General features: G+C 68.2%; 13 protein-coding genes and 1 pseudogene. 10 read left to right on the top strand and 4 right to left on the bottom strand.

Annotated elements, in window-relative coordinates:
• The coding region (gene coaE / locus ENSA7_RS12855; protein ID WP_106089566.1) for a dephospho-CoA kinase at window positions 1-1,037 on the bottom strand (1,037 nt) is incomplete at its 3' end.
• A gap of 660 nt (window positions 1,038-1,697) precedes the next feature.
• Here coaE and yihA point away from each other — a divergent pair.
• The 10 genes from yihA (at window position 1,698) to ENSA7_RS12805 (ending at window position 11,962) form a co-directional block, all read left to right on the top strand.
• The gene (yihA, locus tag ENSA7_RS12850) at window positions 1,698-2,393 is read left to right on the top strand and encodes a ribosome biogenesis GTP-binding protein YihA/YsxC (RefSeq protein WP_280523999.1); all 696 of its coding nucleotides are present in this window, start codon (window positions 1,698-1,700) and stop codon (window positions 2,391-2,393) included.
• Between the two features lie 2 nt (window positions 2,394-2,395).
• Entirely contained in the window at window positions 2,396-2,827 is a 432-nt protein-coding gene (locus ENSA7_RS12845) for a GNAT family N-acetyltransferase (RefSeq protein WP_181233690.1), read from the top strand.
• 134 nt (window positions 2,828-2,961) lie between these two features.
• A complete protein-coding gene (locus tag ENSA7_RS12840) occupies window positions 2,962-3,723 on the top strand; it encodes a dihydroorotate dehydrogenase electron transfer subunit (protein WP_146157638.1) in 762 nt (253 codons plus the stop codon).
• Between the two features lie 26 nt (window positions 3,724-3,749).
• A complete protein-coding gene (locus ENSA7_RS12835; protein WP_443655654.1) occupies window positions 3,750-4,745 on the top strand; it encodes a dihydroorotate dehydrogenase in 996 nt (331 codons plus the stop codon).
• A complete protein-coding gene (locus ENSA7_RS12830) occupies window positions 4,745-5,131 on the top strand; it encodes a P-II family nitrogen regulator (RefSeq protein ID WP_106089562.1) in 387 nt (128 codons plus the stop codon). The genes ENSA7_RS12835 and ENSA7_RS12830 overlap by 1 nt, the downstream gene beginning before the upstream one ends.
• A 45-nt stretch (window positions 5,132-5,176) precedes the next feature.
• Window positions 5,177-6,598, top strand: a complete 1,422-nt coding sequence (gene glnA / locus ENSA7_RS12825) for a type I glutamate--ammonia ligase (RefSeq protein ID WP_106089561.1) — start codon at window positions 5,177-5,179, stop codon at window positions 6,596-6,598.
• Between the two features lie 55 nt (window positions 6,599-6,653).
• A complete protein-coding gene (asd, locus tag ENSA7_RS12820; protein ID WP_106089560.1) occupies window positions 6,654-7,535 on the top strand; it encodes an archaetidylserine decarboxylase in 882 nt (293 codons plus the stop codon).
• On the top strand, window positions 7,532-9,517 hold the full coding sequence (locus tag ENSA7_RS45330; RefSeq protein WP_106089559.1) for a methyltransferase domain-containing protein: 1,986 nt from the start codon (window positions 7,532-7,534) through the stop codon (window positions 9,515-9,517). Before asd ends, ENSA7_RS45330 begins: the two co-directional genes overlap by 4 nt.
• 714 nt (window positions 9,518-10,231) lie before the next feature.
• Window positions 10,232-11,542 carry a sigma-70 family RNA polymerase sigma factor gene (locus ENSA7_RS12810; RefSeq protein ID WP_106089558.1) on the top strand — a complete coding sequence of 437 codons (1,311 nt, stop codon included), beginning with the start codon at window positions 10,232-10,234 and terminating at the stop codon, window positions 11,540-11,542.
• A 90-nt stretch (window positions 11,543-11,632) separates the two neighbouring features.
• Window positions 11,633-11,962 carry a hypothetical protein gene (locus tag ENSA7_RS12805; protein ID WP_106089557.1) on the top strand — a complete coding sequence of 110 codons (330 nt, stop codon included), beginning with the start codon at window positions 11,633-11,635 and terminating at the stop codon, window positions 11,960-11,962.
• A gap of 10 nt (window positions 11,963-11,972) precedes the next feature.
• Here the strand turns inward: ENSA7_RS12805 and ENSA7_RS12800 are convergent, their stop codons facing one another.
• From ENSA7_RS12800 to ENSA7_RS12795, 3 genes and pseudogenes are all read right to left on the bottom strand, one after another.
• Complete coding sequence (locus ENSA7_RS12800; RefSeq protein WP_244923783.1) at window positions 11,973-13,121, bottom strand: double zinc ribbon and FHA domain-containing protein; 1,149 nt, start codon at window positions 13,119-13,121, stop codon at window positions 11,973-11,975.
• A gap of 129 nt (window positions 13,122-13,250) precedes the next feature.
• Window positions 13,251-13,379: pseudogene (locus ENSA7_RS46140) on the bottom strand (zinc-ribbon domain-containing protein); the annotation flags it as partial.
• Window positions 13,327-14,103 carry an FHA domain-containing protein gene (locus ENSA7_RS12795; protein ID WP_181233689.1) on the bottom strand — a complete coding sequence of 259 codons (777 nt, stop codon included), beginning with the start codon at window positions 14,101-14,103 and terminating at the stop codon, window positions 13,327-13,329. The pseudogene ENSA7_RS46140 and the gene ENSA7_RS12795, both read right to left, overlap by 53 nt.
• Between the last annotated feature and the right edge of the window lie 2 nt (window positions 14,104-14,105).

Here is a 14,105-nt window from a genome sequence, read left to right as displayed (position 1 = left end):
GTCGGGGCAGGGGCGGCCGCGGGGATCGGTCCAGATGAGCTCGGCGCAGCGGGCACGGGGACGGCCGCGGGCGGCGTCGCGGGGATCCAGGCGCTCCCGCTCCGATGCGGAGCCGCGGCCGGGATCGGTGTCGTCGGCTGCAGCTCGACCTCGAGCTGCGGTGCCGAGCCCGCGGGCGCCGGGTCCACAGGCGCGGATCCGGGCGCGTGCTCACTGGTGATCGAGAGCTCGAGGTGGTCGGGCTGGGCCGCGGCCTGACTCGGGTTAGCCGGCTCGCTGCCCACCTCTTCAGCCGAGTCGCTGTCGACCTCGACCTCGTCGATCTCCGCCTCGATCTCATCCTCGAGCTCTTCGACGACCTCGAGCTCGGCGTCGAGCACCTCGACGACCTCCAGCGGATCCTCTCCGGCTCGCACCCGCTGGTCCGCGCGCGGGGGAATTCGCAAGAACCGCGACAGCAAGTACTCGACCTCGCGGCGGAGATCGTCGAGGTCGCCGTCGTTGTGCACGATGTAGTCGGCCCGCTCGCGCTTCTCCTCCTCGGGCATCTGCGTGCGCATGCGGGCGAGCACGTCGTCGGTCGTCAGCGCGTCGCGATCCTTGACTCGAGCGATGCGTGTGTCGGCCGTGGCCGCGACCAAGATCACCGCCTTCATCTCGTCTTGCTGGTCGAGCTTCTTCTCGAACAGCAGCGGGACCTCGTAGACCATCACGGGGTGGCCAGCCTTCTCGAGCGCGTCGAGGACCTGCTCGTAGCGCTCGCGGATCCGCGGGTGCAAGATCGCCTCGAGCTGGCGGCGCCGCTCGGGCGTCGCAAACACGATCTTGCCCATCTTCTTGCGGTCGAGTTCGCCGCGCTCGTCGAGGACCTCGGGCCCGAACGCCTCGACGACATCCGCGAGCCCAGGGCTGCCTGGCGCCACGACCATGCGCGAGAGCTCGTCCGCTGACACGACCGGGATGCCATACTCCTCGAGCATCGAGGCGACCGTGGATTTGCCGCTGCCGATCCCGCCGGTGAGTCCGTAGACCTCCATCACGCCCAGGGTACTCGGAATTCCTATGACCCCCACAGGCGCACTGCACTTTGCCGAAGGCGGCCGCTTCGCGGCCGGTCGGTCGCTGGCGCTCCCTCGTCGGGCTGGTCTGCTGTACGCATCCGCATGTGTGGCCCCCTAGAAGGGGGCTCTTCTTGCGTTTTGACCCCCACGGAGGCACTGCACTTTGCCGAAGGCGGCCGCTTCGCGGCCGGTCGGTCGCTGGCGCTCCCTCGTCGGGCTGGTCTGCTGTACGCATCCGCATGTGTGGCCCCCTAGAAGGGGGCTCTTCTTGCGTTTTGACCCCCACGGAGGCACTGCACTTTGCCGAAGGCGGACGCTTCGCGTCCGGTCGGTCGCTGGCGCTCCCTCGTCGGGCTGGTCTGCTGTTCGCATCCGCATGTGTGGCCCCCTAAAAGGGGGCCCTTAACCCCCACAGGCGCACGGCACCTTGGCGGAGGTGGCGGCTTCGCGCTCTCGCAGACCTTCACGGAGGCGCTGCACTTTGTCGAAGTCGGTGGCTGGCGGTCCCTCGGCAGGGGCTCTGAACGCATTTTCGGTGTCTGTGGGTGCAGGGGGGGGCGCACGAGACGCGTGACGCTGACGTTGCTTCGGTCTACCGCACCTTGTCATGGGGCGGGGGGTGCCCGACTCTCGGCCGTGGCTCGGTCTGGCAAGGCGCTTCGTCCTCCGCGGTGGCAAGTCGGGGAGGCGGCGTTTGAGCTGAGCGCTCCGGGGTTGAGCCAGTGTCCGCCTGCGACGCTGCCGGAGATCGCGGTGGCGGGCCGCAGCAATGTTGGCAAGTCGAGCTTGCTCAACGCGTTTACGGGACAGACTGGGTTGGCGCGCGTCAGTCGGACGCCCGGGCGGACTCGACTGCTGAACTTTTTCAAGCTGCGACTGCAGGGGCCAGCGCGGCGTACGGTCGATCTGCGCTGGGTCGACTTGCCTGGCTATGGGTTCGCCAAGGCCCGCCGTGAGGTCCGCGACACCTTTGGGCCGATGATCGAGGGGTACCTGCGCGAGCGCGACAACCTGCGTGCGCTGTTGGTGCTGATCGATGCGCGCCGGGGTCCGCTGGAGGGGGACTTCGAGCTGCTCGAATTTTGTGCGTCGGTCGAGCTGCCGTGCCTGGTGTGCGTGACCAAGTCCGACAAGCTGGGGGCGTCAGAGCGTGGGCTGCTGCCCAAGCAGTTCGCGGCGTCGCTGGGGATCGACTCGCGCGACGTGTTGCTGACCTCGGCCAGCTCGGGGCTCGGTCTGACCGTGCGAGATCGCGGCGGCGGCCTCGGCGACGAGCTCGCCCGGGTCGGGGAGGGGCCTGGCGACGAGGGGGCGAGCGAGGAGCCGAGTTGAGCGTGCGGGAGGCGACGCTCGAGGATCTGGACGCGCTGCTCGAACTCGACGCCGCTTGTTTTGCGCGACCGTGGGGCCCAGAGGCCTGGCGCGAGGCGGTGGCGGGGGGCGAGATCGTGCTGGTGGCAGACACCCCCGCGCGTGGGCTGGCGTGCGCGAATGTCATCTTCGAATGCTGCGAGCTGCGCCGGATCGCGGTCGAGCCGGGCGCGCGCCGGAGTGGGCTGGCGAGATCTCTCCTGCGCGCGGTCATCGCTCGCGCACGTCGAGCCGGGTGTGAGCGGGTCCAGCTCGAGGTCGCCGAGGGCAACGTCGCCGCGTGCTCACTGTATCGCGCACACGGGTTCTCCAGCGTCGGACGGCGCCCTGGCTACTATCGAAATCCCCCCGACGCGGCCTTGTTGATGGACCTCGTGATCGTCCCGAAACCGTAACGGGACAGTGTTTCTCGTGAGCCAAGAGGTGTGCGGGAGCGTGCGCGCCGAGAGTGGACGACAGCTCGCGCATCGCATATGACACGCCCGTGGCCACGGCCCAGTTCCAGGTCGAAATCGCGGCAAATCGCCCATTGACCGGGGGTTACTTCGTCCTCGAGCTCGCGTCAGAGCGCGCGAACCCCGTCGAGGGGGCGACGCCCGGACAGTTCGTGATGCTCCGCGGTGACTGGGGTCGCGATCTGCTCAACGGCCGCGCGTTCTCGGTGCTCGAGCCGATCGGCAGCGATCGCTTCTCGGTCCTGCTCAAGGTGTTCGGGCGCGGCACCGCGCTCATGCAGGACATGCCGGTCGGCGCGCCAATGACCGTCACGGGGCCGCTGGGCCGAGGGTTCCCCGCGCCGACACCCGGTCGCACCCAGCTGTTGGTGGCCGGGGGCGTCGGGCTGCCCCCGCTGCACTTCTTGGCGCGAACGCTCGCGGCGCGGCCCGCTGGTCAGCCACCGCCAGAGATGTACTACGGGGGCCGGACCGCCGACGACCTGGTGTTGACGGCGGATCTCGAGCGCTGGGGGATCCCCACCGTGCTCGCCACCGAAGATGGCAGTCGCGGCGAACACGGCCGGGTTACGGCGCCGCTGCTCGCTCGCGTCGAGCTCGCCGCCGCGCGCGGCGAGTCGATCGAGCTGCTCGCGTGCGGGCCCACGCCGATGCTGCGCGCGCTTCGTGAGCTCGGCCTGGCTCACGAGATCCCGACCTACCTGTGCCTCGAAGAGATGATGGCCTGCGGGTTTGGTGTGTGCCTGGGCTGCGCGGTCCCGGTCTACGGGCCCAAACCCTACGAGTACTGTTGCACCGACGGTCCGGTGTTCGAAGCGGCGAGGGTGCGCTGGTGAGCGGCGCAGGCACCAAGTCGGCGTCGATCGCCGCCGACCAGGTCGAGCTGAGCTGCGCGTTCGGTCCGCTCGCGCTGCGCAGCCCGATCCTCACGGCGTCGGGCTGCTTCGCCTACGGCCAGCAGTTCGAGCCGTTCATGGATCTGGGCCAGATCGGCGGGCTCTCGACCAAGGGCATCTCCCCGCTGCCGCGCCACGGAAACCCGCTCCCGCGCATCTACGAGACAGCGGCGGGCATGCTCAACTCGATCGGCCTCGAGAACGTCGGCTGCGAAGTGTTCCTGACCGAGAAGCTGCCGTTCTTGGCCGGGCTCGGCGTCAGCGTGTGGGTCAATTTTTTCGGCACCGACTTCGAGACCTACGTCGAGTGCGCCAGGCGCTTGGGCGAGGGGGCGGACGGCGGGATCGACGTGCTCGAGATGAACATCTCGTGCCCCAACATCAAGAAGGGCGGCATCGAGTTTGGCACCGTGCCCGAGGTCGCCCATCGCCTGACCAAGGCGTGCGTCGAGGTCACGGACATCCCGATCGTCGTCAAGCTGACCCCCAACGTGTCCGACGTGGTCGCGATGGCAGACGCCGTCAAGCAGGCGGGCGCGGCCGGGGTCTCGCTGATCAACACGATCACGGGCATGGCCGTCGATGTCCGCACCCGTCGCTCGCGGATCGCCACCACCTACGGCGGGCTCTCGGGCCCCGCGATCAAGCCGGTCGCGCTGCGGATGATCCACCAGGTTGCGAGCGCGCTGCCCGGGTTTCCGATCTGCGGCATGGGCGGGATCCTGTCCGGCGAGGACGCGCTCGAGTTCCTGATCGCGGGGGCCCACTGCGTGCAACTCGGGACCATCAATTTCTCCGATCCGGGCGCGGCGGTGCGGGTCACCAGCGAGCTGCGTCAGCTCATGGCCACGCTCGGGATCCGCCAGGTCGCCGACGCCGTGGCGACCCTCGAGCCGCATCCCGTCGAGCCGGCGTACGCCCAAACCCTCGCGGCCGCCCGAGCCAAGCCGGAGCCAAGCTGATGCCCGACCACGCCGATCACGGTTCCGATCACGGCCTCGATCACGGCCTCGTCAAGATCGAGGCCATGGTCCGCCCCTTCAAGCTCGACGACGTCAAGGAGCGCCTGACCGAGCTCGAGGTCGGCGGCATGACCGTCACCGAGGTCAAGGGCTTCGGGCGAACCGGGGGCAAGACCGAGTTCTACCGCGGCTCGGCCTACGTCATCGACTTCGTACCCAAGATCAAGATCGAGGTGGTGATCCCGGCCGCGCGCACCGAAGAGGTGATCGCCGCGATCCGTGAGGTCGCCGCCTCCGATCGAATCGGCGACGGGAAAATTTTTGTGCTTCCGGTCCTCGACGCCGTTCGGATCCGCACCGACGAGCGCGGCGAGTCGGCCCTCTAAACTTCAGTCAAGCAGCCCTCTAGCTTCAGCGAGCGAACAAATCAGATGAGCGAACAAACGCCCAAGGACGTCATTGACTTCATCCGCGAGCAGGAGATCCGCATGGTCGACCTGCGCTTCATCGACATGCTCGGTGCCTGGCAGCACTTCACCGTGCCCGCCCACGAGCTGAGCGAGGAGGCCTTCGAAGAGGGCTTTGGGTTCGACGGCTCGTCCGTGCGGGGCTGGAAGACCATCAACGCCTCGGACATGCTCGTGATCCCCGACGCGACCTCGGCCAAGGTCGACCCCTTCATGGAGGTCCCGACCCTGGTGTTGCTCGGCAACGCGGCCGACACGATCACGCGTGGCGACTACGAGCGCTGCCCTCGCTCGCTGGCCGCACGCGCCGAGGAGTACCTGCGCTCGACAGGGATCGCCGACACCTGCTTCGTCGGACCCGAGGCCGAGTTCTTCACCTTCGACGACGTGCGCTACGAGAGCTCCCCGCAGCGCAGCTTCTATGCGCTGGACTCGGATCTCGGTCACTGGAACAGCGCCCGCGAGGAGTTCCCCAACCTCGCCTACAAGATCCGCCACAAGGGCGGCTACGTGCCCGTCCCGCCCGCCGACGCGCACCATGATCTGCGCACCGAGATGGTCTTGACGCTCGAGGAGCTGGGTATCGTGGTCGAGCGGCAGCACATGGAGGTCGCGACCGGCGGTCAGGCCGAGATCGACATCCGCTACGACTCGCTGCTCAGCCAGGCCGACAAGATCACGTGGTTCAAGTACGTGATCAAAAACGTCGCGCGTCGGGCCGGCAAGACCGCGACCTTCATGCCCAAGCCATTGTTTGGCGACAACGGCAACGGCATGCACACGCACATGTCGCTGTGGAAGGACGGCCAGCCGCTGTTCGCTGGCGAGCAGTACGCCGGCTTGTCGGAGCTCGCGCTGCACTTCGTCGCCGGGATCTTGCAGCACGCGCCGGCGCTGTGCGCGTTCACCAACCCGACCACCAACAGCTACAAGCGCCTGGTCCCCGGGTTCGAGGCGCCGGTCAACCTGGCCTACAGCTCCCGCAATCGCTCGGCGGCGATCCGGATCCCCACCTACAGCAGCTCCCCCAAGGCGATCCGCATCGAGTTCCGCACGCCCGATCCGGCGTGCAACCCGTACCTCGCGTTCTCCGCCTTGATGCTCGCGGGTCTCGACGGCATCCAAAAGCGGATGGATCCGGGCGAGCCCCTCGACAAGGACATCTACAGCCTCACCCCCGAGGAGCTCGCGGGCGTGCCGTCGGTTCCTGCTTCGCTCGAGGGGGCCCTCGACGCGCTCGAAGCTGATCACGAGTTCCTACTCGCGGGCGACGTGTTTTCGCGCGATCTGCTCGACGCGTGGATCTCGTGGAAGCGCGGCAACGAGATCGGCGAGGTTCGCTCGCGGCCGCATCCCCACGAGTTCTCGCTGTACTTCGACTGCTGAGGGCTCGCCGCCGAGCTTGCCTGAGGTGTCGTCGCTCGGATACGCTTAGGCACCCATGCGCAGCTCGGACCTCTCACTGCGAGGCCGTATCGCGGCTGCCCTGATCGAGCGCACGCCGCCCAAGGTCGCGTTGGCCGCGAGTCAGGCCATGGGAATGGCCACTCGACTGCCGCTCCCGCCCGGGGTCTGCCGCGCGGCGGTCTCGGCCTACTCTCGCTACTTCTCGGTCGACCTCGCCGACGTCGACCAGGACCAGCTCGCGCGCGGCTTTCCAAGCTTCGACGCGTTCTTCACCCGGGGCCTGCGCGACGGTGCCAGGTCCGTCGACAAGCGGCCGGAGGTGTTGGTGTCACCGTCCGACGGCCGCTTGCGAGAGGTCGCCGAGGTCGAGGCACAGGGCGTCGTGGTCGCCAAGGGCCACGCCTATGCGATCGGCGAGCTCATCGGTGACTCCGAGCTCGCCTCGCGCTTCGTCGGCGGGCTGCAGGCGGTCATCTACCTGCACCCGCGCGACTACCACCGCGTCCACGCGCCGATCTCGGGCGTGGCGTCGCGGATCATCTTGATCCCCGGTCGGCTCCTACCCGTCAACGACGCCGCCGTCGCTCGTGAGCCCCGACTGTTTGCTGTCAACGAGCGCCAAGTCCATGTCATGAGCACCGACCACGGGACCGTCGCCGTGGTCATGGTCGCGGCATTCGGCGTCGGCCACATGAGCTGCGGGTATCGGCAGGTCGACGCTCACCCCGCGCAGACCCAGTCGCTGGAGCTGGACCCGCCGCCGTTCTTGGCCAAGGGTGACGAGCTCGGGGTGTTCCACCTCGGTAGCACGGTCGTGCTGCTGACCGAGCCCGGCTTCGAGCTCGTCGAGGGTCTCGGCCCTGACTCGCGCGTCGAATTTGGTCAAGCCCTGCTGCGCCGCAAGGAGGCATCGTGAGCTGGAATGTCGCGGATGAGGCTTGGCTCGCCTGGCCGGGGTCTGGCGCCGCGCCGGGTCCGATCGACGCCCTCGATGAGCGCGTGCTCTCGGCGTTTTGGGTGACGGAGCCGGCTGCGGAGCCGGTGACTGCAGAGTCGACTGCGCCCGTGAGCGACGCGGCGCACGATGCCGCCGCGGGCGGGGTCCCACCGCCACCTCACAGCGCGGCGTTCGACGAGCACCACGAGCGACCATCGTGGGAGAGCGGCTCGTACGCCGCCGATCCAGAGCAACCTGACGAGGAACAGGCCCCGCAGTCAGTCCCGCCCCCCGACGGCGCGGCACCCGACGCGGAGCCGACCGAGAGCCCCGACGAGGACGCCCCGGGGTTCCACATTCCGGCGCTCTCGCTCAGCGCCCAGCCGCCGGCGCCCGAGCCGGTCGCGACCCCGCCCGAGACCGAGCAAGGCGTCGGCGCTGACCAAACCGCCCCCGAAGACGCGGGGTTTGTGATCCCAACCCTGAGCCGGCCGGTCGCACCAGTCGCTGCGCCGACCCCAGCGCATGCTCCCGTGCTGGAGTCGGCGGTCGCCGACCCGGGCGACCAGGCCACGCCGCACGAGGACCAGCTGCGAGTCGGCGCACCCGAAGTGCTCGAGCGCGTCGACTCCTCCGAGCTCGAGTTGCTCGCGGATGACGACGAAGATCTCGACGCAGCGGAGGCCGGCGCCGAGGAGCCGTTCGCAGGGTTCGTGATCCCCATGCTCGCGCGGCCCGAGCCATCGCCGCCGATCGTCCCGTCGGCCCCGCTGCGGCCCGAGGTGATCGTGGCGGAGTCGCCGGCTGAAGCGACGCTCACCGAAGCTGCTGCGTCGCCCGAGCCAGCTGAGCTCCGCGGTGGGTCCAGGCCAGTGGTCGGGCCGCCGGTGGTCGGCTCCGGCGCCAACGCTGTCGTGATCCCGTCACTCACCAGGGCAGAACCGGCGGCGCCACCACCACGCCCGCCCGTGACGGCCGCCGAGGCCGAGGCCGAGGACGCCGAGATCGAGGCCGAGGACGCCGAGGTCGAGGCCGAGGACGCCGAGATCGAGGCCGAGGAGGCTGACGAGACCCTCGAGGCCGAGGGCCTCGAGGTCGAGAACCTCGACAGCGCGGATCTCGAGGAGGTCGATCACCCGGCGCCAGCGGTGGACGCCGAAGAGGTCAAACCGCCGACCCCGCCCGAGGCCAAGCCTCAACCAAAGCGGCGCAAGGCCTGGTACGACGACGTCTTCGCCGAGCACTTCCTCGCCCTGTTTCCCACGAGCTGGGAGGAGACCGCCGCGCGAGACGCCGAGTTCATTCACGCTCAGCTCGGCCTCCCGGACGGCGCGAACGTGCTCGACGTGGGCTGCGGCGAGGGAGGCCACGCCGTCCAGCTCGCCAAGCTCGGGCTGCGCGTGACCGGGGTGGACAACTCGCTGGCGCTGCTGCTCGCTGCTGCTCAAAACAAGGAGCTCGCCGGCATCGAGGACGACAGCGTCGTGTTCATGCACGGCGACATGCGCCGGTTGCCGCGCGATCGAGAATTCGACGCGGTCGTCTGTGTCGGGTCGACGTTCGGCTACTTCGAAGAAGAGCAGAACCGACTGTGCCTGCAGGAGATGGTCGAGCGCCTGCCGGTCGGCGGCAAGCTCCTGCTTCATGTGTTCAACCGCGACTTCGTCGCTCCGCAGCTGCCATCTCGCAGCTGGTGGCAGGGCAAGCGGTGCATGGTCATCGACGAGGCCGAGATGAACTTCTTCGCCAACCGCCTCCGGATCCACCGGACGATCATCTTCGATGATGGGCGCCAGCATGAGCACTACATGTTCATGCGTGCCTACACCGTGCAAGATCTCGGCAAGGCCATGTCACAGATCGGTCTGCGCGTGATCGAGGTGTCCGGGAGTCGTGACACTCGGGGCCGGTTCTACGGTAGTGCATCTCCCGACATCTGGATGCTCGCAGAGCGCAAGTGATCTGCTTGCCATGCTCGGCGCCGGCGCCCGGGTTGGGGCGCTTGGCGGGCCCGAGCGAGTGGCGGGAGTAGTAGCCGGGTAGCAATTCGAGTGACACCCGTGTCGTAGATCGACGCCAGTGTGTCGAATTGCCATTGTCCCTTCGATCCAAACTGGGAACCGATCTGTGACACGCAGTCACGAGATCGTGGCGGTTTTCAGGCGGGGCGCTCGCGCCGACTCGGCACGCTCAGCTCACTGAACCCCTGCGTAGACTGATCTACGTAGGTGATCGGGCGCGATCACGGATCTGGCCGGCGCCCGGCGAGACCTGTCAGCCGCAACCACCCTTTGCGCTGGCACAGTGCTCGCACCGTCGCTAGATGTTGTCGAGAACCAAACCCAGCGCCGATGCATCATCCCACATCTGGGTACCTCGCGCTCCTGCGAAACCGGGCACGCGTTGTCGTGTCAGTGAAGCACCCCTGTTCGCGTTGGTCCACCGCGCCGAACACTTTGCCTGGCTCGAGCGTCTCTGCGAAGGCACCGCTTCTCGACGGGCATAGTTAAGCGGGAAAAGAAACTGGGCATAAAGATCGAGAGCTTCGGTTTCGCCCCACCTTCCGCCCCCAGGCTCGTTCGGAGCCGCCCCCGAGTTCGGGACGTTCAGTCGTCCATTCCCCCGACAGCACCCGGCTCCGGCAAGCGCCTTGTGCGCAGAAATGAGAGAACACCATGGCACGTCGCAAGGTCACCCGCGGAGCACCCCCGCAGCTCGCTCGTTCGTCGCGCACCAAGAGCGCTGGCAGTGGCAAGGCGACCGGAAAGGCCGCCGCCCGGGCAAAGAGCGACGCCGACTCGGCTAACTTCCTCAGCGTTTATTTCCGCGAGATGTCAGATCTCGACGTGATGAGCGCCGAGCAAGAGCTCGAGGCGGCAACTCGGATCTTCGGGCTTCGCAGCGCGTACTGGCAGACGATCCTATCGTATCCGCCCTTCATCGACGCCATCGTGACCTCGATCGAGCGCCAGATCGACGGCGAAGAGGTCCCGTCGAAGGAGCTCCGGGCGGTGCGCAAGACCTCGCGGAACCTGCGAGATCGGGAGACCCGGGCTCACAAGGACGCCTTCGACGCCGCCGTCCTCGCGCTCACCGAGCGCATGCTCGACCTCGACACGGACAACATCGTCGCGGATCAGCTCGCAACGGACGTCAACGCGATCGAGGCCGGCACGCGACACGGGCTGCAGCTCGAGGTCAAGCCGCCCCGCGATGGCAGCCGACCGTTCGCCGCCTACGCGAAAGATATTCGCGTCGCGGGTCGGCGGCTGCGATCGGCCAAGAACGCGTTCGTCAAGGCGAACCTCCGGCTCGTGGTGTCGATCGCCCGGCGCTTCAACCACGGTCGGATGCCACTTCAGGATCTGATCCAAGAGGGGAACATCGGGCTCATGAAGGCGGTGGATCGGTTCGACTACCGCAAGGGGTTCCGGTTCTCGACCTACGGCAGCTGGTGGATCCGCCACGCGATCAGCCGCGCGATCGCAGACAAGGGGCGGCAAGTCCGACTCCCGGTCCACATGATCGACGCCTACCACAAGGTCAACAAGGCGCGCCGCGAGCTCGAGGCCAAGTTCGGTCGCGAGCCCACCCGCGAGGAGCTGGCCAAGCACACGGGCTTGGCGCTGTCGAAGATCGAGAAGATGGGGACGATGCTGGTCGACAACCCGATCTCGATCGACAAGCCGGTGTCCGACGACGACGGTCGGCGGGTAGGGGACTTCCTCGAGGACGAGAACGCCGAGACGCCCGGTGAGGGGCTCGAGGCCGACGCGCTCAACGAGCAGGTCAAGCGGCTGGTGTCCAAGCTCCGCCCGATCGAAGCCGACATCATCCGCAAGCGCTTTGGTCTGATCGACGAGGACGAGCTCACCCTCAAGGAGATTGGCGGGCAGTACTCGCTCTCACGCGAGCGCATCCGCCAGCTGCAAGAGCAAGCGCTGGGTAAGATCCGGCGCGAGCTCAAGCGCCTCGAGCTCATGTAATCAAGAGCGGCGCATGGGGCACGATGACGCCAGCTGGTGTCATCGTGCCCGGTTCGTTTAACCTGCAGCGTGGGCTGTTGGCGCGCACGCATGTGGCTCGGCTTGGTCGTCATGGTCGTCACGGTCGGCGCCTGGGGCTGTGGGGCGACCGAGGTCAGGCTGGCGCAGGATCGTCTGCCGCAGTCGGGCGGCGAGCTCGAGCTCGTTGGGGACGTCGAGGGCCACGGTGCGGTGGTCGTGCTCGTCGATGGCGTCGCCGCTCACTCGGCCGAGCTCGACGGCCATCGCTTGCGCGTCCGCGTGCCCGCGTTGCCGCGCAGCGGAGTCGTCGACGTCGAGCTCGCGTTCGCGGACGGCGTGCACGAAAAGCTGCTGGGTGCGCTCACCGTGAGCGCACCCAGCCTGAACGTCAGCGACTGACGCTGCACCCTCAGGTCAGCTCGACTCGGAACAGCTGCTGGCCGATCAGAATCAGCGTGCCGGGGCGGATCAGCTGGCCCGGGCGCACACGCATGTACGTGCCGTTGGAGCTGCCGAGATCCTCGAGGAACACCCCGTCGTCGTCGCCAAACACCCGACAGTGACTGCCCGAGACGTAGCCATCATCGGGGAAGGTGATCTCGCCGTTCTCACGACCGATCTCCACGCCCTCGCTCTTCACGGGATAGGCGGCGGCGATCCGCTCGGGGCTGACCATGACGCTGACCCGACCCCAGTACCCGGGGTTCGGGCTGCCCATCCGCTCGGTGCCGTCTGCGGTCGGGGTGGGCTCGGGCAGATCCTCGTAGAGCAGCAGCTCTTGGCCGACCCGGAAGAAGTCTAGGTGCTGGAGCTCGGTGCGACCTTCGAGCTTGAGGTACACGCCGTTGACCGAGCCGCTCGCGTCGATCAGCAGACCTTCGTGGGTCGCCGTGAGATCGGCGTGGCGAGGATCGAGGTAGGCGTCGGTGTCGAATGGAGGCCCGTGCGCGCGGCCGATCGTCTCTGGGCCGCCCTCGATGACCAGCACGCCGCCTTCCGTCCCGTCTTCGCGCAGCAGCACCAGGCGGATCGTGGCGATCCCGCCGGCCATGGCCGGCCGCTGGCTCGCGTCCATGAACATGGTCTTGGCCGCTGGCGCGATCGCTGGCCCCGGCGCCTGCATGTGCTGCGGGGGCGGAGACTGAGTCGGCGCGGGGCCGACCGAGGTGTTCGGCTGGGGGGCCGGTGCTGGCGGTGGTGGTGGCGGCGTCGGAGCGGCCTCCAGGTTGTTGCCGCAGGCCCCACAGAACTTGAACTGGGGCGGGTTGACGGTCCCGCAGTTGGGACAGCTGCGGGGCCCTGACGAAGGCGCCGCTTGCCCGCCGTACGGTTGCGCGGGCCCGCTTGGTTGGCCGTAGGTGCCCTGCTGTGACTGACCGTAGGGGCCAGCCTGGGGCGGCTTGGCCGGCGGCTGGGCTGCTGGACCCGGCCCCGCGGGGGCTCCGTAGGCCTGCGGCTGCTGAGGCGCCGCCGGAGACGGAGATCCGTAGGCCTGCGCCTGCGGCTGTGGCTGCGGCGGGGCCGGCGGAGCGGGCGCGCTGAAGGCTTGCGGCTGCACGGGTGCCGGCGGAGTCGCCTGCGGAGCGGGCGGTGGATACTGCGCCGGGCTCGGCGCCATGGGGGGCGGCACCACGCTCGGCGGCGGCGGCGGTGGTGGTGCCGCCGCCTGCCCAGGCGCGGGCAGCTTTGCCCCACAGCCAAGGCAGAACTTGTAGTGGTCTTGGTTTTCCTTGCCGCAGTTTGGGCAGACGATCACAGGTGCCTCATGAGATCTCGACGCGGAAGAGTTGCTGACCGACGAACAAATAGTCGCCATGAAACAGCTCCTGCGCGCCCTTGATGCGCACGAAGGTGCCGTTGCGAGAGCCGGTGTCGGTGAGCAGGACCTTGGCGTCGTCGGATAGGTCGAGCTTGGCGTGGTGCCCGGAGATGAACCGGTCGTCGGGGAAGTCGAGGTCGTTGGCTTCGCGGCCCATGGTCATGGTCGTCGCGTTCGCCGACTTGACCAAGCCCTCGCCACCGCCGGCGAGCAGCTGAACGACACGAAACGCGCCGTCGGGGCGCGGGCTGCCGTAGAAGTAGGTGCCGGCCTCGTTGGCGCCGTACTCGGGCAACGCTTCGCTGTCGAGCTCGAGCAGCTGCTCGCCAACCAGGAACAGATCGCCATGATCGAGCGGCGTCGGTCGCTTGATGCGAACGAACACCCCGTTGTTGTTGCTCAGATCTTGGACGAACAGGCGACCGCTCTGGACCGAGAACTTGGCGTGCTCGGGGGTCAAGAACACGTCCTCAGTGAACTTGATGTCGCCCTGCGTTCGCCCGACGATGTGGGTGGTGCCGCTGAGGTGGTAGGTGACCCCGTCGCCGCCCTCGCCCTTGATGACGACGAGCCGCGGGGCCACGGTTTGCTGCTGCAGAGCGCCGAAGAACATGGTCTTCACCGCCTGCTTGTTGTCGTCGTCGAGCGGTTGGCCCGTGTTCGGATCGAAGCGAGGCTGAGGCGGCGCCGCTGGGGGAGGGGCCTGGGGTGCAGGCGCCATCG

This window comes from Enhygromyxa salina (assembly GCF_002994635.1).
Taxonomy (GTDB): Bacteria; Myxococcota_A; Polyangia; order Nannocystales; family Nannocystaceae; genus Plesiocystis; species Plesiocystis salina_B.
Note: the sequence above shows the minus strand (reverse complement) of the source record. Positions and strands in the feature narration are given on the sequence as shown.